The following is an 18,197-nucleotide window of genomic DNA, read 5'->3' on the forward strand; positions in this document are numbered from 1 at the left end:
GGGTGAGGACGGGCTACCGTCCCCTGGCGACCGCCTGGATGGCTCTGAGCCGGCCGTCGGACAGCCCTTCGGTGAGGTTCTTCACGCGCTCGCGGAAGTTGGGGACGAACGCGTGCAGCCCGAGGGGGCTCGGTGGAAGCGACTGCATCGCTCGCATCAGGGCGCCGACTTGCTCGGTCCGATCCGTCCAGTGCTCGACGGTGAATCCGGCCGACTCGATCGCGGTACGCAGGGCAGCCGGCGTACTCAGATGGGTGTGCTCGGGTACGTCGGCCCACGGCAACGGGTAGTCGAGTTCACGCTCGTCGCCGGCGGCGATGTCCCACACGGCGAGCTGACCGCCGGCCCTCAGAACCCGCCTCGCCTCCTGATAGAGACGGTCCTTGGCGGCCACGTTCATCTGGACATGCTGGCTGAACACGGCATCGAACGACGCGTCGTCGAAGGGCAGCGCGGTCACATCCCCCTGCCGTACGGCGATCCGGTCGTCCAGCCCGACGAGACCGTTCAGCCAGCGGGCGGTCTCGCAGTACTCCTCGGACAGGTCGACCGCCGTCACGACGCAGCCTGAATGGCCCGCGAGGTAGCGTGCGGTTCCTCCGATGCCTGTGCCGGCGTCGAGCACCTCACTGTCCGGCGTGAGGTCGACCAGGTCCACCAGCTGGGCGGTCACGAGTCGTCCGCCGGTGTGGTAGTCCTCGAGCAGCGCGAGATCGGCGGCCTCGAGCCCGTCCAGGTCTTTGCCTGCGGCAACGAGGGCCTGCTCGATGGCTGCCCGCGATTTGCCGGTGACGTACTGGGCCGGGATGGCGTCGGTCATGCCATTTCCTCCACTCCGTGGCAGGACCCGATGTCCGCGATCGCGTCGGCCAGGAGGTCCGGGTGTTCGCTGGTGGTCAGGTGGCCGCCTGGGAAAGTGATGATGCGGGCTTCGGGCACCCTTTCCCGGGTGGCCGTGATCTGGCGATGCTCGTACGGGTCTTCCGTGCTGCCGCCGACGTACAGGGGCACTGTGCCGTTCAGTTCCCGGGCGATCGCGGCGAAGTCCCAGCGGGTCGCGTTGCGGCGGTGTTCCTTGACGAAGCCGGCGCCGTCGTGGAGGAACCTTGCTCCGTCGCGACGGACCACTGCCGACCAGAGTTCCTTGAGTTCGGTTTCTGTCGGATTGTAGTTGCGGGAGTACATGCGGGCCTGCTTCCAGCCCCGGATGAATGCGGGGAACGAGCGTTGCAAGCTCCGTGCGCCGAGGGCACCGAGCGGTGATCTGAGCATCGGAGTGCCTTGCCAGGGGTGCGTATGCGCGTCGGCGAACAGACCGCCGTTCACCATGAAGACCGCGGTGATCTCTGGCCGGCTCTTGCGGCGCAGGAGTTCCAGCAGGGTCAGTGAGCTGTAGTCGAACGTGACCACGACGGTACGACGTACGCCGTGGTGCCGCCAGAGAGCCTCGACGAGATCGGCTCGTCCGACCGTGGAATGCGGGTAGCGCTTGGGCTTGTCCGAATCGCCTTGGCCGACGGGGTCGACGTACAGGCGTGGACCCAGCTTGGCGGGGAGCAGGCGATCCACCTGGGCCCAGCCGTACGAGCCGTCCGGGAATCCGGGCAACATCGTCAGCCACGTCGCATCCTTGGTGGTGGGCGTCGCGCGCTCGAAGACCTTCAGTACACCGGGCCTCGGCTCGGTGAGTACACGTGCGGACTTCGCGTCGTACCAGATTCGCTGCCCGCCGGCGAACCATGCGTCCGCGGTCAACCACGGCGTGTCGGTAGTCGTCTCCATCAGGAGCCCTCCCTCGCAGTTATGTGGACACCGTCCACATTAGCTCGGTTTGGTGGACAGTGTCCACATTGATAACCTGAGCCGGTGAGCATCGACGAGGAAGCACCACGGTCGCGGCGGCGGCCGCGAGGCGACGTACGCGCCGGCCTGGTCGCGGCCGGAGTCGAACTGGCTCGCACGGGCGGTCCTGACGCGGTCGTACTGCGCGAGGCGACCCGGATCGTCGGCGTCGTACCCAACGCCGCCTACCGGCATTTCGCCGACCGCGACGAGCTACTCGCCGAGGTCTGCACCGTGGCCATGAACGAGTTGGCCGACCGCATGGACGCCGACATCGCTCGCATCCGCGGCAAGCGCGGGAATCCCGGTGCGGCCCAACGCCGGCTGGGCGCGATCGGAACGGCGTACCTGCGATTCGCGCATGAGGAGCCAGGGCTGTTCGCCACGGCATTCGCTGTGCCGCAGCAGCACGGCTATAACGACCGCACTCCACTGGGTCTGCTGCGCGACGCGTTGGACGAACTGGTGGAGGCCGGCGTCCTCGATCCGCAGCGGCGCGAGGGCATCGAGTACCCCATCTGGTCCATCGTCCACGGAACCGCCGTACTCACCGGCCAAGGGCCGCTTCGCGACGCGCCCGATCTCCGCCAGATCGAGGGCCTCAGCCTGGCTTTCATCGCCAACAGTCTCACGTAACGGCCGCGTTAGGCTGGCAGGAACGTAGGTCTGGAGGCCGTGATGGATGGGGATGCCAAGCAGCGCGTCAAGGATGCGCTGATCGCTCAGGCCGAAGCCGGGCTCCGGTCGTCGCAGGCGAGTGTGGCGGAGCACGACTCCGCCGCGATGCTGGACTCCGACGTGGCGGACTCGGTCGACGACCTGTCCCAGTCCGGCGAGGCCGCTGACCTGGGCGGGCTGCTCGATGACGTCGAGGATCGGCAGAAGCGGATCCTGGCCCAGATCAAGGGCCTCGACTTCGGGGTCAAGACTGCCGTGGCGCCAGGCGCACTCGTCGGCTTCGACGGGGACCGGTACGTCGTCGGGGTGGTGGCTGAAGCGTTCGAGTGCGACGGCGTCACGTACGAGGGTCTCTCCTCCGATTCACCGCTCTACGCGTCGCTGAAGGGGCTGGGAGTCGGCGACACGTTCAGCTTCGGCGGCCGCGAACACCGCGTCGATTTCCTCGCGTAACGTGCGCCCTTCAGGCTCGGCGGCCGCAGAGTTCCTGGGCGATGTGTTCGCCGATCGGTAGGCATGCTGTGGCGGCCGGCGACGGCGCGTTGAGGACGTGCAGGGTCCGGCCGTCACGGAGGAACAGGAAGTCGTCGACGAGTTGTCCCTGCTTCGTCACCGCCTGAGCACGGACGCCAGAGCCTGCCCGCCGTACGTCGGCCACCTGCAAGTCAGGCAACATCCGCTGCGCTGCTCTGACCAGGGCCTTGCCGGTGAGCGAGCGCAGAAACTCCTGCGCTCCGGTCTTGCCGTACCGCCGCGCGAGCCGCCAGGAGCCGCGGTACGTCAACGACTCCCACAGGTCCTTCGGCACGATGTTCTTCCAGCGGTAGCCCTCCCGAGCCAGCGCCGGTACGGCGTTCGGCCCGATGTGCACCGTGTCTTCGATGCCGCGGGTCAGGTGCACTCCCAGGAACGGCAGATCCGGGTCGGGCACCGGATAGACCAGTCCCTTCACCAGATAGTCACGCTCCGGCACGATTTCGCTGTACTCACCGCGGAACGGCAGGATCCGTACGCCCGGCTCGAGACCCGAGGCCCGCGCGAGCCGATCGCTGTGCAGGCCGGCGCAGACCGCGACCCGATCCGCCTCGATCACCTCGTCCGTCGTCTGCACCCGCACGACCGAGCCGGCGCTCTGAACCGAGGTGACCGTCACGCCGGTGCGGATCTCGCCTCCCTCCGCCCGAACGTCGTCGGCCAGCGCACGCGACACCAGCTTGAAGTCCACACGTCCGGTCGAATCGACGGCCAGCGCGCCCCTCACGCGGAGGTGCGGTTCGCGCTCCCTGACCTCGTCGAGGGTCAGCCGCCGTACCGGCACGCCGTTGTCATGGCCCCGGTCGAACAGCCGGTCGAGCTGCACCATCTCAGCCTCGCTGGTGGCGACCACGAGCTTCCCGGGCACATCCACGGGAATGTCCTTGGCCTCGCAGAACTCCCGCAACGCCACCCCACCGGCAACCGCCAGCCGAGCCTTCAGCGATCCAGGCTTGTAGTACAACCCCGAGTGAATGACCCCGGAGTTATGCCCCGTCTGATGGGCCGCAACCGCCGACTCCTTCTCCAGCACCACAACCGGCGTACCCGGATCCAGCCGCTGCAAAGCCCGCGCCACCGCCAGCCCCACCACACCCCCACCAACCACGACCGCTGACCCCATCAGCCCTCCCTACCTAGACATCCCCGACAAAAGAACCGCCGACCCGCCCCCGAGATACAGCCCGCGAGCCGGTGATCCGTCACAGTCACACTAAGTGTTCAGCTCGCATGGCAGCGCTCAACTGGGTTGTCGTCACCCAACAACCGGCCGCCGGGTGCTCGTGACTCATCCGGGTGGGGTGAGGCGCTGGGCAGGGGCGGAGGGAGAGCATCCAGGTGCGGTCCGCTGCTGGTTGCGGCCGGCGGACGCAGGGAGAGGAGTGGGCAGACATGGCTGAGCACAGTGGGAAGAGGCTGGCCGGCTTCGTCGTTTTCGCCGGCGCGTTGCTCATGGTGGAGGGCCTCATCAACGTGATCCACGGGCTCACCGCCCTGCTCACCGACGAGCGGCTGGGAATCGAGCGGGACAGACTCGTCATCGTGAACGTGACCGCCTGGGGCTGGGTCGTCCTGATCTCCGGGCTGCTCCTCATGCCCATCGGCGGCGCCCTGCTGACCGGAGCCGCCTGGTCCCGGATCGCCGGGATCGTGGTCGTCAGCCTGCACGCGGTCACGCAGATCGCGTGGCTCAACGCCTACCCGGTCTGGGCCATCCTGATGATCGCCCTGGACGTCATCGTCCTGTACGCCCTCACCGCCCGCTGGTCCGACGTACGAGACAGCCTCGGAGGCGTAGGCGACGCCCCCTGGAGCGCCCTGGAAGGCCCCGAATTCTCCAACGCCGACCCCCAGGGCTCCCCACCCCGTGCTTGAGAGCCCTGGCCGCTCAAACTGCCGTCAGTAGGCAGTGAGCGTTGGTGTGAGCTCCACAGCTCGCCGGCTGTGTGAGCTCTGGCGGACGGCGTCGATGACGCGGAGAACGCTCCGGCCGTCGGTGGCGGTGATGGCCGGTGGTCGTCCATCGGCGACCGCTGCCGCGAACTCCGTGAGCTCAGGCATCAGCATCATCGTGATGTGGTCGCCTTGCATTGCCGGCCGGATGATCGTCGGGTCCCGATAGGCCTCGAGAGTCTCGCTCTGGACCTCGACGTCGAACTGCACGAAGTTCCGGCCGCGGAGAGCGACGAACCCCGAGCTGCCGACGATCCGGAGGTCGTAGAAGAAGCCCGGGGCCTGTTGCGTCACCAGGAACTGTGCAAGCCGTCGATCCGTGAACCCCAGAGTCAGGGCCGAGGTCTCGTCCACTCCACTGTCCGCTCGATCGTGAACCGTTGCGGAGACGCTGGTCGGCTCCTCGCCCATGAACCAAAGAGCCAGGTCGATCAGGTGACAGCCGACGTACAGCATCGGACCACCACCGGACTCCGGACGCGCGACCCAGCCATCGTCCATGGCGCCGGTCCCGATGGCGCCAGTGATCGCGCGAACCTCACCGACCGCACCCTGTGCGAGCAGATCCGACACGTGTCGCGCCATCCCGTAGCGGAAGGAGTACCCGACCATGCACGTCACCCCGGCGCTCGCGGCCGCGAACTCGACCTCCTTGCCCTGCTCCTCGGTGAGCGCCATCGGCTTCTCGATCATGACGTTCTTGCCGGCGCGGATCGCCGCCAACGCCGTGGGAGCGAGTGCATCGTGCGGCGTCGCGATCAGTACGGCGTCGACGTCTTCGGCGTTCAGCAACTCGCCAACCGACGGGTGGGCGCTGGCCCCTCCGCTCAGCGCCGCCACCGCCCGCGCGGCGAGCGTGTCCGGATCGACACCTGCCACGAGTTCGAGGTGATCGGAGCGTACGACGGCTCGCGCCAGGTTCGTCCCGTGGAAACCACATCCGACAACTGCCGTCCTCAAAGGCTCCATGAGGGCCTCCCTTCCCTGCCTTCACGCTAGGTACTGCGGCGGTGAGTATCGATGTGCACGATGTACGCACTCGGTGCGCAGTCAGTGCTCGGAGGTTTCCAGGCTCGCGGTGAGTCCTTCGGCTGCCAGGTCGACAGCGTCTGCGATCGGTACGCCGAGGCCGCGCGACCAGGCTGCCTCGAAGCCCGACTCGCCAAGCTGCTCGCGGGCTCGCACCACGAGTCGTGAGATCTCCGCCTCCTCGATCGACGGCCGCGGAGCGCCGAGGCCGGCTCGACGCTCACTCGCGATCGCGGTCAGACACACCGCGGTCGACATCGCTCCGCGTGCGGCGACGGTCTGCGCGGCGATCTCGATGCAGCGGACCGACGCTGTCGAGCCGTCGTCCCCGACCTCCTGGCTGACCTCGAGACTGTCACCTGCGAGCTCGGCCGCCCTCCGGACGTCTCCCAGTTCTAGCGTCACGAGTGCCAGATTCATCAGCGCGGCACGCTCACCCATGCGCGTCCCCGCCTGGCGCCACAGCACGTGGCATTCCTCGAGGAGCCTGCGCGCCTGTTCGAGCCGGCCGGCTCTGCGGGCCTGCTGCGCCGTTTCGTTCAATGCGTAGGCGATACCCCACCCATCCCCGAGCTGCCGCTCGAGCACAAGCGCTTGCTCCAGCCATCCCATCGACTGTTCCGGATCGCCCATCAAACTCGTCGCGCGTCCCAGACACAGCAGCGCCTGCGCCTCCTCGGGAACGCTCCCGGCGTCGCGCGCAGCCTCGACCGCAGACTTGTACAGCGCGACTGCCTCGGCGTACCCGCTGTGATGCAGGGCAAGATCGCCGAGACCACAACACGCCCGGGCCCAGATCGTCCGGTCATTGACGGTGCTGCTGATGGTCCGGCTCCGTTCGAAGAGTTCCATCGCACGGTCGAGATCACCGGCGTACTCAGCGAGCCGGCCCCACGAATGAAGACCCGCGGCGACCATGGGCGAAGGCCGGCCGGCGGCGCGATCGAGGAACCGCGCGAACCACTCGTCGCCCTCGGCCAGGAATCCCTGGGACAGCCAGAATCCACCGAGAGCCTGGCAAAGCCGCAAGCCCTCGTCGATCCGGTGTCCGTCGAGCAACCACCGCAGGGCTGCGCGTAGGTTGGCATGCTCGAGGCGCAGCCGGGCCATGTCCTGGGGGTATCGAATGCCCAGCCTGGTCACCGCGCCGTCCTCGGCCAGCATCAGGAAGTGCTTCACGTGGCGATCGCGAGTGACCTCGGCGTCATGTGTCGCGTCGAGGTGCTCGGCGGCATACTCACGAATGGTCTCCAGGAAGCGATAGCGGCGTACGTCGCCTGCGTCCTCGACCGCGACGAGCGACTTCTCGACCAGGCCCTCCAGAGCACCGACAAGCGCTGCCCGTGAGATGTCGCCCCGGGCGCAGACGGCCCGCGCTCCCTCCAGGCTCCAGCCGCCCCTGAAGCTGGCCAGCTGCACCATCACCTTCTGCTCGGTGGGGTCGAGCAGCGCGAAGCTCCAGTCAAGTGCCGCGCGCAACGTGCGGTGCCGCGGCGGATCCACCCGGCTCCCCCGCGCCAAGAAGTCGAGCCGATCAGTGAGAAGCTCAGCGACCTGAGCGACACCAAGCGCCGGAATGTGCGCAGCGGTCAGCTCTATCGCCAACGGAAGGCCTTCCAGGCGGTCGCAAACCTCGCCGACCAGCAGCAGCTCGTCTCGCGTGAACGCTGCTGCCCCGGCGTTACGCGCCTGCCGACTCAACAGTTCCACAGCGTCGCCGGCGGTCAGCGGCGGCACAACCCATACAGTCTCGCCGGGGATCCGCAGCTGCTCGCGGCTTGTGGCCAGGACCCGCAGACCTGGCGCATCGCGAAGGAGCCTGTCTGTCAGCTGCGCACACGCCACCACCATGTGTTCACAGTTGTCCAGCAGGAGCAGAACCTGCCTCGAACGAAGGTGTTCGCGCACGCATTCCTCTGCTGACTCGCCAGGTCTCAAGGTCACGCCGAGCGCCGTGGCCACCGTCGCCGCTACGACGGTGTCGTCGGCCACCGGTGCAAGTGCGACGATCACGGCACCATCGACATACGCCGGCTCCGTTCGTCGCGCGAGCTCGAGAGCGAGCCTGGTCTTTCCGACCCCTCCGGGGCCGGTGAGTGTCAGGAGTCGCGCAGTCTCGGCACGCCGTACCAGCTCGTCGAGCTCGGCCTGCCGTCCGACGATCGGCGCCGGCTCGATCGGCAACGTGTAGCGCGCTGGTGCGTCGCCGCGGCGGCACGCTGCCATGAACACTGCGCGGTCAGGCGAGGTCAGTCGCAACGCATCGGCCAACCGCCGTGCGGTATCCGGGTAGGGAGAGTTCCGCGCGCCACGCTCGAGATCCGCAATCCCCCGGCGACTGAGTCCGCTCTGCTGAGCAAGCGCTTGCTGAGACAGACCTGCCAAGGTGCGGTAACGACGCAGTACATCGCCGAACCGCTGCTCTCCACCCCAGGGATGCCCTCCGACCCCCACGATCGAAGCGTAGCCCCCCACTTTCCCGACGAGTCGTTGACAAGTGTCTTGGGTGCGGATCAGTGTCTGAAGAAGGCTGCTCCAGGGGGAAACGATGCCAGCTTCAGGGGAGATTTCTGTTGCGGATAACGCTCCTAAGGAGGTCAAGGATCGGTCGAAGAAGGAGCCGAGGGTGCCGCAGTTCGATGCGACTGTCGGAGTGCCTGATATCAAGTTGGCGAAGCGGAGTGGGACGCCTAAGCATCGGCTGGTGGCGATCGGAGATTCGTTGACGCACGGGTTCCAGAGTGGGGCGGTGTTCAACACCGACATCTCGTATCCGGCCATCATCGCGTACGAGCTGGGCTGGCTCGACAAGTTCCGTTATCCGCGTTATCCCGGGTACGGCGGTCTGCCGTTGAACATGGAGCTTCTTCTTCGTGAGTTGGCGGACCGGTTCGGCGCCGAGCTGAACCTCTTCGAAGTACCGCTGGCGCTGTTCGCGGCCAGGTCGTGGATGGGCAAGCTCGAGGACTACTACGAACGTGGCGACGGGAGTCACGTGGCGAAGACCAGCGGGTACAACCACGCCCTTGCGGTCTACGGCTGGGATCTGCGCGACGCGCTCCAGAAGACCTATGACGCCTGCGCGGCACGGATCGGCTCGCCCCGCGACGATCGGATTCACCAGATCGTGCAGAACCACAACGATCGAGCCGCCCTGTCCGTCTATCCGAACGGGTCGGACGACGATCGGAAGCTGACTCTCTTCCAGACCGCGGCCAAACTGGGAGACGAGAAAGATGATTCCGAGTGCGGTATCGAAACCTTGATCGTCTTTCTGGGCGCCAACAACGCGCTGAAATGCGTGACCCAGCTACGCGTCGGCTGGAGCGGTGACGACTATCGCGACCTCGGCAAGAAGGAGCAGTACACGGTCTGGCAACCAAGTCATTTCGCCGCCGAGTTCGCGGAGATCGTCGAGGAGATCAAGAAGATCCATGCTCGGCACGTCGTCCTCTGCACCGTCCCGCATGTGACGATCCCGCCGATCAGCCGGGGCATCGGCACCAAGATCCAGCCGGGTTCGCGGTACTTCCCGCACTACACCAGACCGTGGGTGCGCGACGCGGACTTCGACCCGCGCAAGGACAAGTCCATCACCGGCCCGGAAGCGTTCGCGGTGGATGTCGCGATCGACATGTTCAACCAGACCATCGAGGACGCCGTACGCGCGGCCCGCAAAGGAAACCGCGACTGGTACCTGCTGGACGCCGCCGGCCTGCTCGACCGGATGGCTTCCCGCCGCTTCATCACCGACCCCAATGCGCGCCCGGACTGGTGGACGCCGTACCCACTGCCGCCCGCTCTGAGAGCGCTGCAGCCCGTCGTCGACTCGCGGTACCTCGCCAGTGACGGGCACGGCGGACGCGCGGCCGGCGGCCTCTTCTCCCTCGACGGCGTCCATCCGACCACGGTCGCCTACGGCATCCTCGCCCAGGAAACGATCAACATCCTCCGCCTCGCCGGCGTCCCCTTCACCACCCCGACCGGCGCGGCGCGTCCGGACCCCGTCAACGTCGACTTCGACCGCCTGATCCGCCTAGACACCCTGGTCCAACGCCCACCCGACAACGTCACCCTAACCCTCGACATCCTCAGCTGGGCCGACGAGAAACTCGACTGGGCCAAACGCGCGCTCACCTTTCTCAGCTGAACGCACACGACTCGGTGGCCACCCTCGGCCTAGGCACTGTGAAGTGGGGTACTGGCAGGATCTGGCACGCGCGCTGACCTATCGAAGGAACAGATCACATGAGCAACTGGACCGCGGAAGAGCTGCACAAGCTGGACCGGATCGACGAGATCCGCGTCGCCGGACGTCGCAAGGACAACTCGCTGCGCACCCTCACCATTGTGTGGCACGTCGTCGTCGACGGAAGCCTGTACGTACGGTCAGTGCGCGGCAGCGAAGGCAGCTGGTACAAGGGCGTCGTCCGCCACCACGAAGGCGCAATCTCCTGGGACGGGACAACTCGCGAAGTCAATTTCATCCCCGACGACAGCGTCGACGATCAGCTCGACACGGCGTACCTCGACAAGTACGGCAACGGACCGGACACCCGCGCAATCATCAACGCCACGGCCAAAGCCACCACTCTCCGACTCGAACCCCGCTAGGCGCGAACCAGCACCGACCTGCACAGCGGCCGCCCGCGCCGGCGTCGGGGAACTACTGCCTGACCGCCGGGTGACGCGTCAGAGTTCGCCGCCCAGGGCGTTGGCCAGGCCGTCTCGGGTCAGGCCGAGGCGGTTGAGCATTTCGGCGTCTGCGTCGTTGTCGGGGTCGAACTGATCTGGCAACTGGTCTGCGACCGACTCGGCAACATCGGGGCCGTAGGCGCGGCGAATGATCGCAATGGCCTCGGCCTTCGTGAGAACCGCCATGATTCCTACCTTTCACGGCCTTGGCGCGATCGCCCGCCCGTCGTTGGCCTGTTCACGTCAGGTCTAGCACGCCGTGTCGAACTGGCGGTCCCTCGTTCGACGCACTGGCAGGCGACGTGATCGACCAACACGAGAGGAAGCTCCCATGCCTTCATTCATCGAGCGCTTCCGCGCGCACAGACGACGGGTGGTGGCCACCGCACTGGCGACCGTCGTGGCGGCGAGCGGACTCACACTGGGTACCACGGCGGTGCCCTCCGCCGCACATGTAGATGACAGCTCACTGTCCTGGACGCCTTGTCCCGGCGTCCCCGAGCCATCCCTGGGCCTCGAATGCACCACGGTGACTGTCCCACTGGACTACGCAAAACCTGCCGGCGAGAAGATCGAGATCGCGGTGTCGCGGCTGCCGAGCACCAACCCTGCTCGCCGACGTGGTGTGCTGTTACTCAACATCGGCGGCCAGGGTGACTCGCAGGCGGCGCTGCCGCTCGCGCTGGTGTCGCTGGGGCTTCCTGCCAGCGTGCGGGAGACGTACGACCTCATCGAATTCGACCCGCGCGGCATCGGACGCAGTACGCCGCTCACCTGCAACCTGCGGCCCGACCAGGCGGCGACTCTGATCCCGCCGCCCTACGCACGGACTGCTGCGGACGTCAACCAGCGCGCCGCCGACGCCCGGCAGATCGCCGAGCAGTGCGCGCAGTCCGGTACCGCGCATCTGCTGCCCTACATCACCAACACCAACGTCGCGAGGGACATGGACCGGATCCGCCAGGCTCTCGGCGAACAGCGGATCTCATACCTCGGGTACTCGCACGGAACCTACCTCGGCACGCTGTACGCCGCGCTCTTCCCGAAGCGGACCGACCGGATGGTCTTCGACAGCGTCAGCGGTCTCGGTGGGCTCGACGCCGTCGGCGCTCGTCGGTGGGGTCTGGGCTTCGAGCTGCGGTTCCCGGACTTTGCGCGGTGGGCCGCATCTCAGGACGCGACGTACGGTCTCGGTGCCACCCCTGCGCAGGTGCGGACGCGGTGGCTGCAGATTGTCGACAACCTCGACCAGGCACCAGTCGCTGGAATCAGCGGCGCCGCTTTGCGCGCCATGACGTACGGCATGTTGTTCAACGATTCGATCTTCCCGGCTCTGGCGTCGGCCCTGCAGGCTCTCGCCGCTGGTCAGGCACCGCAGCTTCCGCCTCCACCCGCGGGCGGAGACTTCTCCGGCATGCTGGCGCTGGTCTGCAACTCCCCCGGTTGGTCTCGAGACATCGACACCTACCAGCGTCACGTGGCTGTCGACCGGCTTCGCTATCCCCTGTTCGGCCCGGCGGCGGCCAGCGTCTGGCCGTGTGCGTTCTGGCCGGCCAAGCCTGAGCCGCGCGTAGACATCAGCAAAGCAGGATCGTCGACAATCCTGCTGGTGAACAATTTGCGCGATCCAGCCACGCCGTACGTCGGTGCCGTCGAGCTGCACCGAACGCTCGGTGCGCGATCTCGCCTGGTCACCGCCGATCAAGGCGGCCACCTGTCCTACTTGTTCGGCAACAACACCTGCGCCAAGAACCTCGAGACCACGTTCCTGGTCGACGGCAAGCGCCCGTCACGAGACACGTTCTGCCCCAGCGCCTGACACCCGAACGAGTCAGGTGGTAGCGGTCGCCACCGATCAACCCCGAACAGCGGTGCGGAACCAACCGCACCGCTGCCGGGGCTCACGAACTGCGCGGTCCTGTCAGTGAGCGGCTTCGGTGGGGTGGTTGAGGTCGCGTAGGAAACGGGATGACGTTCCTGTTTGGTCTTGGTAGCCGCGGTGGCGGTAGAAGGTGTGTGCGGCTTGGCGGCGGTCTGCGCTGGTGACTTCCATGCGGGTGCATCCGCGACTTGCGGCGAAGGATTCGGCCACTGCCACCAGTTGGCCACCGATGCCCTGGCCGCGGGCGTGGTCGGAGACGACCAGGGCCATGATCCGGCCCGACGAGCCGGCGAGCTGAAAGAACGGGCAGATGTGGACCGCGACCAGGCCGAGAAGGTTGCCGTCGGCATCGGCCACGTAGGTCGCGCTCGAGGGGTCGTCATCCCAGGTCTGGATGCGGGTTGCTGTTGTGGCGGTGCCGTCTTGGACATACCCGAGCTGCTCAAGCAGTTCGTTGACGGCCGCCGCATCGGTCGCCTGTGCCGGTCGTATTTGCACGTTTCCCCTCTCAACTAGGCGATGAGAAAGTCGAAGTAGGTGTCTGGATAGGGCTCGTCCTGCAGTGTGTAATGCCACCACTCACAGTCGTATGAGCTGAACCCGCTGGCCTCCATGACAGAGCGAAGGCACAGACGGTTCGCCGCTTCGACCGGCGTGATTCCAGTTGCTCCATGGTGGGAGACCGAATCCATCAGGTCATGGTCACCGCCCATGGAAGCGAGTTCGCCGGTGGTCAAGTGATACAGCGTCAGGTCAACAGTGCTGCCCCGAGTGTGGCCTGACCGGGCGGCGACATATCCCCTGTCGAACATCTCGGTCCTGTCGATCTTCGGATAGTGCCGTAGCTTCGTTCGCCCATCCTCCGGCTGCTTCGACCAGCGCAGAAAGCTGTCCACGGCGCGCTGAGGGCGATAACCGTCCCACAGAAGCAAGCCGAAGCCGAGGGAAGCGGCCGACTCTTGTGCTCGTTCCAGGGCCGCGCACAAGGCCGTCGTACCGACAATTCGGTTCGCGAGATACCCGTCGACCGGCTTGCCGGTGAAGTTGTCCCAGGTGGCGTACTTCGCATCCCACCGTACGCCGGGCACGAACTCGTCCACGAAGACAAGGTCAGCGTTCATCGGAGCTTCCCAGTCACCGCCAGCGAGACCATCCCGTCGATCACCTCGGCCAGCGGCATCCCGGCGGCGGCCATCATCCTGGGATAACGGCTGTACGACGTCATGCCAGGGAACGTGTTGACCTCGTTGAGGATCACCTCACCACCCGAAGTGAGGAACATGTCTACCCGAGCGAGTCCCCTGCAGCGCAAGGCGCGATAGATCGCCTTCGCGGTCTCCTGAACAAGCGAACGCGCTTCCGCGGAGATGTCAGCCGGAACGATCGGCGTCGAGTTGTCAGAACCGGTCTCTGGCGAACTCTCCTGATGGATTCGGAAGAAGCTGTGAGACAGCGCAATCCGATCGACCTCGCCGACCACCAGCTCCGAATCGTTCCCCAAGACGGCGCATCCGACCTCGCTGCCAACGACCGCCGCTTCGATCAACACCTTCGAGTCGTACTGCCGTGCGAATTCCAATGCCCCCGGCAACTCCTCCTTCCGGGACACCTTGCTGACACCGAACGACGATCCCGAACGGGCCGGCTTCACAAAGACCGGATAGGTGAACTGGTCGGCGTCGATGTCGTCGTCCACCGAGACGATCCAGAACTTCGGCGTAGCGATCCCCGCGCTGCGGGCGACGATGTACGCCAGCGACTTGTCCATGCACAGGGCCGAACCTTGGATATCGCAGCCCGCGTACGGGATGCCGGAGAGCTCCAACAGGCCCTGAATCGCGCCATCCTCGCCGAACTTGCCGTGCAGGACCGGCAACACCACGTCCAGGCTGATCGTCTCGTAGCGTCCCTGCTCCAGAACCAGCAGTCCGTGGACACCTCGGTCCGGCGACAGGACGACCGGACGGCAGTTGCCGGTCTCCCAACCGACGTCCGGGCCGTCACAGAGCATCCAAGCCCCGCTCGTCGTGATCCCGATGTAGTACGGCTCATACTTTTCCACATCCAGGTGCCTTGCGATCTCCTGCGCGGATTTGACGGAGATGGGGTGTTCCTCGGAACAGCCGCCGAACAGAATGCCGATCTTCATATCCATTGCTGCTTTCTGTGTTCGAATGCCAGACAGTTGGTCAGAGAATTCTCAACGGTGTCGCTCAGGGCGCGGTCGGTGTAGTAGGCGGTGTGCGGACTGATCAGCACGGTGGGCAGTTCGTGCAGCCGCAACAGCAACTTGCTGGCGATGGGCTGGTTCCTGCAGTCGGCGTAGAAGATTCCTTCCTCCCCTTCGATGACGTCCAGCGCCGCAGCACCGATGCTGCCGTTTTCCAGGGCGTGAACCAGGGCCTCGGTCTCGATCAGAGCGCCGCGCCCGGTGTTGACGATGAACGCGCCGTACTTCAGCTGCTTGATGCGCTCACGATTCAAGAGATGGTGCGTGTCCTCGGTCAGCGGCGTATGGAGCGTCACGATGTCGCTCCGCTCGAGCAGTTCATCGAGCCGTACGAAATTGGCACCCGCCTTGGGGCGCTGGTCATACGCCAAGACCCGGCAGCCGAAGCCTCGCAGCCTGTCCATGACCGCCGTGCCGATGCGCCCCGTTCCGATGACCCCGACGGTCAGGTCGCGGAGTTCCTTCCCGCGCACCTCATTCAGTCGGTAGTCATGGACATCAACACGGCGCAGGATGGATTTCGCATCCCGCACCGCCATCAACATGAGCATCAGCGTGTAGTCCGCCACGCTGTCAGGCGAATAGTCGACATTCTCAACCAGGATCCCGACGCTCTCGGCGTACTTCACGTCGATGTGGTTGTATCCGACGCTTCTCGTGGACACGTACTCCACGCCGGCCCGGCTGAGCGCCAGAAGAGCGGCATTGGTAATCCGAGTCTTGTGACCGACACTGATACAGCGACTCCCGGAGGCCAGTTCGACGTTCGCCTCAGATACCGCCGCTGCTGTGATCGTTGGCGTGACGCCAAAACGAGGTGCCAATTCTCGGAACAGGACGGCCTCGTCCTGCCCACATCCAAAAATCGTGACCGGCACGGTCGAGGAGGAAGAGGCCAGCCATCGACGGAGCGCCGCTGGTTCGCTGTAGGTCATGCCACCCAGTCAAAGGGGCACGGTGTTGTCCGCCTGTATGTGGATTTCGATATGCCGACGAAATGCTAACGACGGGTAACCTGCCGCGGCCGTGTGAGCGCTGGCATGCGCCACCAGCGGTACGACGCCAGCGCGGCCAGCCCGGCGCCGGCGGTGTTGAGCAGTACGTCGTCCACAGAGGACACCCGGTCCAGCCGCAGGACGTACTGCGCGATCTCGACCAGGACCGAGCAGCCCGCCGCGAGCGCCAGGATCCGCGGCAGCGACGCCAGCGCCACGAACCGCAGGGGGACGAAGAACCCCAGCGCCGCGAACACCAGCAGATTGCCGACAATCTGCGGCGTCGACATCGTGAGGAGGTCCCGCAGCGGTACGAGGCTCATCCGACCGGGGACCTCACCGGCTCGGCTGCCTGGCAACAGGATCATCCACACCCACGGCATCGTCCCGTAGACGATGCCGACCTCCGCGAGCGAGGTGCGCCACGGCTGCGCGGCGCCAGCGACAGTCCGCCGGCGTGCCAGTCCGCACACCACCAGCGCGGCCAACGGCAGCACGGCCACAGTCAGGAACGCCACGCCGGTGAACGTGTCGAACCAGCGGTGCCACCCGTCGATGATCACCCAACCCCCACCTTCCGCCGCCTCATGTAGAGGTCGAACCCCCGGTAGATCATCGGCCGCAGCGGCAGGTCCCACTCCCCGAGATACCTCACGGCCTGACCGCCGGTCCCGACCTTGAACTGGATCAGCCCGACGTGCGAGTCGGCGGCATTGAGAGTGGGCGTGATGCCGCGCAGATTGTAGACATCGCATCCGGCCGCCAGCGAGTCGCGGATCATCGCCCACTGGCAGGCATTCGATCCGCGCACCTCACGCTTCGAGGTGGAAGAGGCGCCATACGAGTACCAAGCCTGGGCGCCGACGCGGATCAGCATGGTGGCGGCGACCAGGTCGCCCTGGTGGCGGGCCAGGTAGAGCCTGATCCGCTCGGGGTCCTCGGCTCTCAGCGCCGCGACCATCGTCTCGAAGTACCGCAGCGGCCGGGGCCTGAAGTGGTCGCGCTCGGCGGTATGGACGTACAGATCATGAAACGCCTTCAGATCCTCGCCAACCGTGACCTCGACGCCCTCCTTTACCGCCCTCTTGACGTTGCGGCGCCACAGCTGGTTCATGCCCTTGAGCAGGTCGTCCTCGGTCCTCCCGACCAATGGAAGCTCAAAGTTGTACTGCGGATGCCCGGCGCCGAACCCGTCCTCCGGACTCTGTGGCAGCCAGCCGGCGTCCCGCAGCTGGCTGGTCACGCGGGCACCGACCGGGTCGGCCTGCTGACTGGGTAGGTCAGTGAGCCGCTCCACACCCGGGTCAGCAATCCCCTCCTTGATCTGGGCAGCACACCACGTGTCCGTGCGTACCGGCGGACCAAGCCGGATCGCGAACGCGCCGCCCGCCTTGAGGTACGCCGCCAGCGGCTCGAGCCACGCGTCGATCTCGCCGGTCCAGTCGATCACCGGCCCCTCGGGCAGATACGCCAGCGTGTACCGCTCCAGCCGAGGCACGGGACGATGAAGCACGAGCCCGGCGCCGACCAGCCGCCGACCGTCGTACCAGCCGAGAGACTCGCTGCGCCACTCGGTCTTGACGCTCCCCCAGGCCGGCGTCTGCAGGAAACTGACCGACCGCTGTGCCTGCACGAACCGCAGGTGCTCAGCGGCGCTGATCGACCCGACAGTCAGGGTCACCGCTGCATCCGCGGGTCGTGCGTAGGGTCGGCGTACCTCGGTGGACAACCGTGATCGACGGCTTCAGGGCGCAGTTCGTAGTGCCAGGGTTCATTGTCGTAGATCTGGCACAAGCCGTACGCAGCGCCGTACTTGGACAACCATGCCGTCGCATCTGAGCGCCCGATGTCGATCGCCTGCCCCAACACATGAGGCGACGTCTCTGGAGTCGCAACCCATCGCGCTGCTTCCTCCCTCGAGCCGTACTTCGCGACCGCCTCACTCAGCAGTTGTTCCTGGTACGCCGGGGACCTCCACCCGCTGTTGACAAAGAACTCGACCCCGTCGTCCGCGGCATCCGTCGCGGCCTCACGCAGCGCAGCGAGCAACTCCGGGTCAAGGTTGGCGACACCGGGAATCTCGTCGTCGAAGACCTTCACGCCCGCAGGGACGAAGCCATCGGCCAGTGCACCGTGGCGAGTGTCGCTGGGCGAGGCGACCGGGAAGGATGACGTCGCCAACGACTGGTGGATGAAAACGCCGACAAGCGCCACATTGGCGACGACGAACGCCGCGCGGACGGTCAGTTTGGTACGGCGGCCTGTTGCCTGTGCCGGTTCGCTGGCTGACATGCGTTCAGTCAAGGCAGCGGACTGTTGCCGGCGCGTATCCGGTTTTGGATACGCCGGCGATATGGTC

Annotated in this window: 19 protein-coding genes; 6 read left to right on the top strand and 13 right to left on the bottom strand. The window is 66.2% G+C overall.

The genetic code is table 11. From position 1 onward, the window contains the following. Window positions 1-13: 13 nt before the first annotated feature. Together E0H73_RS39400 and E0H73_RS39405 are read right to left on the bottom strand one after the other, a co-directional pair. Window positions 14-820, bottom strand: coding sequence for a class I SAM-dependent methyltransferase (locus E0H73_RS39400; RefSeq protein WP_131365348.1), 807 nt, complete (start codon window positions 818-820; stop codon window positions 14-16). Beyond that, the gene (locus E0H73_RS39405; RefSeq protein WP_131365350.1) at window positions 817-1,782 is read right to left on the bottom strand and encodes an alpha/beta fold hydrolase; all 966 of its coding nucleotides are present in this window, start codon (window positions 1,780-1,782) and stop codon (window positions 817-819) included. Before E0H73_RS39405 ends, E0H73_RS39400 begins: the two co-directional genes overlap by 4 nt. Before the next feature lie 90 nt (window positions 1,783-1,872). Between E0H73_RS39405 and E0H73_RS39410 the strand changes: the two genes are divergently transcribed. Then, entirely contained in the window at window positions 1,873-2,478 is a 606-nt protein-coding gene (locus tag E0H73_RS39410) for a TetR/AcrR family transcriptional regulator (RefSeq protein WP_420323451.1), read from the top strand. Window positions 2,479-2,520: 42 nt separating this feature from the next. Further along, on the top strand, window positions 2,521-2,973 hold the full coding sequence (locus tag E0H73_RS39415; protein ID WP_131365354.1) for a hypothetical protein: 453 nt from the start codon (window positions 2,521-2,523) through the stop codon (window positions 2,971-2,973). Window positions 2,974-2,983: 10 nt separating this feature from the next. Here the strand turns inward: E0H73_RS39415 and lhgO are convergent, their stop codons facing one another. Then, window positions 2,984-4,177, bottom strand: a complete 1,194-nt coding sequence (lhgO, locus tag E0H73_RS39420) for an L-2-hydroxyglutarate oxidase (RefSeq protein ID WP_131365356.1) — start codon at window positions 4,175-4,177, stop codon at window positions 2,984-2,986. 269 nt (window positions 4,178-4,446) lie between these two features. On the opposite strand from lhgO, the gene E0H73_RS39425 reads away from it, so the two are divergent. After that, window positions 4,447-4,929: a DUF7144 family membrane protein gene (locus tag E0H73_RS39425; RefSeq protein ID WP_131365358.1), complete on the top strand. Its 483-nt coding sequence runs from the start codon at window positions 4,447-4,449 to the stop codon at window positions 4,927-4,929. Window positions 4,930-4,953: 24 nt separating this feature from the next. Here E0H73_RS39425 and E0H73_RS39430 read toward each other — a convergent pair whose 3' ends face one another. Beyond that, window positions 4,954-5,976: a Gfo/Idh/MocA family protein gene (locus E0H73_RS39430; RefSeq protein WP_131365360.1), complete on the bottom strand. Its 1,023-nt coding sequence runs from the start codon at window positions 5,974-5,976 to the stop codon at window positions 4,954-4,956. An 81-nt stretch (window positions 5,977-6,057) separates the two neighbouring features. After that, window positions 6,058-8,802, bottom strand: coding sequence for an ATP-binding protein (locus E0H73_RS39435; RefSeq protein ID WP_202867789.1), 2,745 nt, complete (start codon window positions 8,800-8,802; stop codon window positions 6,058-6,060). Here E0H73_RS39435 and E0H73_RS39440 point away from each other — a divergent pair. Then, window positions 8,786-10,186, top strand: a complete 1,401-nt coding sequence (locus E0H73_RS39440; RefSeq protein ID WP_238164567.1) for a hypothetical protein — start codon at window positions 8,786-8,788, stop codon at window positions 10,184-10,186. The genes E0H73_RS39435 and E0H73_RS39440 overlap by 17 nt on opposite strands. Before the next feature lie 98 nt (window positions 10,187-10,284). Further along, a complete protein-coding gene (locus E0H73_RS39445; protein ID WP_131365366.1) occupies window positions 10,285-10,650 on the top strand; it encodes a DUF2255 family protein in 366 nt (121 codons plus the stop codon). Window positions 10,651-10,728: 78 nt separating this feature from the next. On the opposite strand, the gene E0H73_RS39450 is transcribed toward E0H73_RS39445, so the two are convergent. Continuing rightward, entirely contained in the window at window positions 10,729-10,917 is a 189-nt protein-coding gene (locus E0H73_RS39450; protein WP_131365368.1) for a hypothetical protein, read from the bottom strand. Between the two features lie 145 nt (window positions 10,918-11,062). Between E0H73_RS39450 and E0H73_RS39455 the strand changes: the two genes are divergently transcribed. Further along, the gene (locus E0H73_RS39455; RefSeq protein WP_131365370.1) at window positions 11,063-12,550 is read left to right on the top strand and encodes an alpha/beta hydrolase; all 1,488 of its coding nucleotides are present in this window, start codon (window positions 11,063-11,065) and stop codon (window positions 12,548-12,550) included. A gap of 102 nt (window positions 12,551-12,652) precedes the next feature. On the opposite strand, the gene E0H73_RS39460 is transcribed toward E0H73_RS39455, so the two are convergent. From E0H73_RS39460 to E0H73_RS39490, 7 genes are all read right to left on the bottom strand, one after another. Then, the gene (locus E0H73_RS39460; protein WP_337590342.1) at window positions 12,653-13,192 is read right to left on the bottom strand and encodes a GNAT family N-acetyltransferase; all 540 of its coding nucleotides are present in this window, start codon (window positions 13,190-13,192) and stop codon (window positions 12,653-12,655) included. Then, complete coding sequence (gene vanX, locus E0H73_RS39465) at window positions 13,126-13,734, bottom strand: D-Ala-D-Ala dipeptidase VanX (RefSeq protein WP_131365374.1); 609 nt, start codon at window positions 13,732-13,734, stop codon at window positions 13,126-13,128. The genes E0H73_RS39460 and vanX overlap by 67 nt, the downstream gene beginning before the upstream one ends. Further along, entirely contained in the window at window positions 13,731-14,762 is a 1,032-nt protein-coding gene (gene vanA / locus E0H73_RS39470; RefSeq protein ID WP_202867791.1) for a D-alanine--(R)-lactate ligase, read from the bottom strand. The genes vanX and vanA overlap by 4 nt, the downstream gene beginning before the upstream one ends. Next, the gene (gene vanH / locus E0H73_RS39475; protein ID WP_131365378.1) at window positions 14,759-15,778 is read right to left on the bottom strand and encodes a D-lactate dehydrogenase VanH; all 1,020 of its coding nucleotides are present in this window, start codon (window positions 15,776-15,778) and stop codon (window positions 14,759-14,761) included. Before vanH ends, vanA begins: the two co-directional genes overlap by 4 nt. A gap of 65 nt (window positions 15,779-15,843) precedes the next feature. After that, entirely contained in the window at window positions 15,844-16,401 is a 558-nt protein-coding gene (locus E0H73_RS39480) for a VanZ family protein (RefSeq protein ID WP_202867792.1), read from the bottom strand. Continuing rightward, window positions 16,398-17,519 carry a lipid II:glycine glycyltransferase FemX gene (locus tag E0H73_RS39485; protein ID WP_131365380.1) on the bottom strand — a complete coding sequence of 374 codons (1,122 nt, stop codon included), beginning with the start codon at window positions 17,517-17,519 and terminating at the stop codon, window positions 16,398-16,400. The genes E0H73_RS39480 and E0H73_RS39485 overlap by 4 nt, the downstream gene beginning before the upstream one ends. Further along, on the bottom strand, window positions 17,516-18,130 hold the full coding sequence (locus E0H73_RS39490; protein WP_131365382.1) for a M15 family metallopeptidase: 615 nt from the start codon (window positions 18,128-18,130) through the stop codon (window positions 17,516-17,518). Before E0H73_RS39490 ends, E0H73_RS39485 begins: the two co-directional genes overlap by 4 nt. Window positions 18,131-18,197: the final 67 nt, after the last annotated feature.

The sequence above is a fragment of the Kribbella pittospori genome, assembly GCF_004331465.1.
Classification (GTDB): Bacteria; Actinomycetota; Actinomycetes; order Propionibacteriales; family Kribbellaceae; genus Kribbella; species Kribbella pittospori.